Below are 1,341 nucleotides of genomic sequence, written 5' to 3' on the forward strand. Positions count from 1 at the left end.
GCTATGCAGTCCTTGAGATTACCAATGAAGCAGATAAGCAACTACTCAAGAAGCCAGACAACCTTGACATTCATTGGGTGATAAACACGCATCCAAATGCAGAAACTAGCCCAATACTTGATCGCGTTACAACGCTTACGTGGCTAGCAGGACAACCTGCTGTTTGGGCAGCTTGCGAGTTCCATAGTATGCGCACCTTACGCCATTACTTTAAGGTAGATCGCCCAATACCAAAAACGCATTTGTGCATATCTAGCTATTGGAAAGTCGATAGTACAGAAGACCAGCATAAAATTGTCAAACGAGAGGATGCCCAAAGTATAGAATGATAAGCAATGACGTTTTGTATTTTTGAACTATTTTGACAGCGGTTTAAATAATGATTGATAAATTTTGCGTTACTAATCATTACCCCACTGCTTATATATTTTTGTTGGCTAAATAAAAGTAGGGGCTGTCCTAGATAACTAGTTCAGTTCCTGTTTAACCCATTGTTTTAGCTGGTGTAATTGACGTTTTGGATCACTGTAGTTAAAACGCCACTCACATTCCTTCAAAAACAGATGGAAATGCTCTTTTGGGATGCCATTATATTTGCGCATATGACGCTTGGCTTGGCTCCAAAAGTTCTCTATTCCGTTGATATGGTTTCTGTCTTGTGCAAACTCTTTTGAATGATTGATACGGTAATGGGTAAACTCACTGACATCAAGGGCATTGTAACTTCTGAATGAGTCAGTATAAACGATGCTATCAGGCTTTACTTTTTCTCTTATAATAGGGATTAAGGTATCGGCTCTGGCATTAGGGATGAGACAAGCATAGACGCTGCCATTGCGCTTAAGCAGTCCAAACACAGGCACTTTATTACCAGCACCGCGACCACGTTTGCCTTTGCGTCTACCGCCAAAGTAGCTCTCATCAACTTCTATTTCGCCTTCTAGAAGACCAGGTTCCTGACTATTTTCATAAATCAGTAGTCTTAGCCTGTGAAAGTAATAGCTAGCTGTTGTTTTATTAACACCCACTAAGCTTGCTGCTGTTCTTGCGGTAGAACCGGCAATAAATAGTTCAATGAGTCTGGTTTGTTTGTACCAACTTAATCTGCTCTTTCTCATATGACTATCCTAGATTATTTTACTTATCTAGGACAGCCCCAATTTTAATATTTGCCAGTAAATGTCATACATAGACGGCGCATCTTTTACCATACTACTGGTAATACCATGCACTTCTATATTTTGACGACTAAAAGACGTCTGCGGTAAAATTAAAGTGCTGTATGTATCGATTAACTTACCGTTCAAATATTTAGCCAAGCCTATTTGACAAATAGACCCT

Annotated in this window: 3 protein-coding genes; 1 reads left to right on the forward strand and 2 read right to left on the reverse strand. The window is 39.7% G+C overall.

Annotation, left to right across the window (positions count from 1 at the left end):
- Positions 1-329: siderophore-interacting protein (locus JMW90_RS13340; protein ID WP_201564732.1), on the forward strand; the 329-nt coding region annotated here is incomplete at its 5' end.
- A 138-nt stretch (positions 330-467) separates the two neighbouring features.
- On the opposite strand, the gene JMW90_RS13345 is transcribed toward JMW90_RS13340, so the two are convergent.
- Together JMW90_RS13345 and JMW90_RS13350 are read right to left on the reverse strand one after the other, a co-directional pair.
- On the reverse strand, positions 468-1,118 hold the full coding sequence (locus tag JMW90_RS13345) for an IS1595 family transposase (RefSeq protein WP_045455364.1): 651 nt from the start codon (positions 1,116-1,118) through the stop codon (positions 468-470).
- A gap of 27 nt (positions 1,119-1,145) precedes the next feature.
- On the reverse strand, positions 1,146-1,341 hold a 196-nt coding region (locus JMW90_RS13350; protein WP_265089249.1), incomplete at its 5' end, for an exonuclease domain-containing protein.

It is taken from the genome of Psychrobacter glacincola (assembly GCF_904846215.1).
GTDB classification, from domain to species: Bacteria; Pseudomonadota; Gammaproteobacteria; order Pseudomonadales; family Moraxellaceae; genus Psychrobacter; species Psychrobacter glacincola.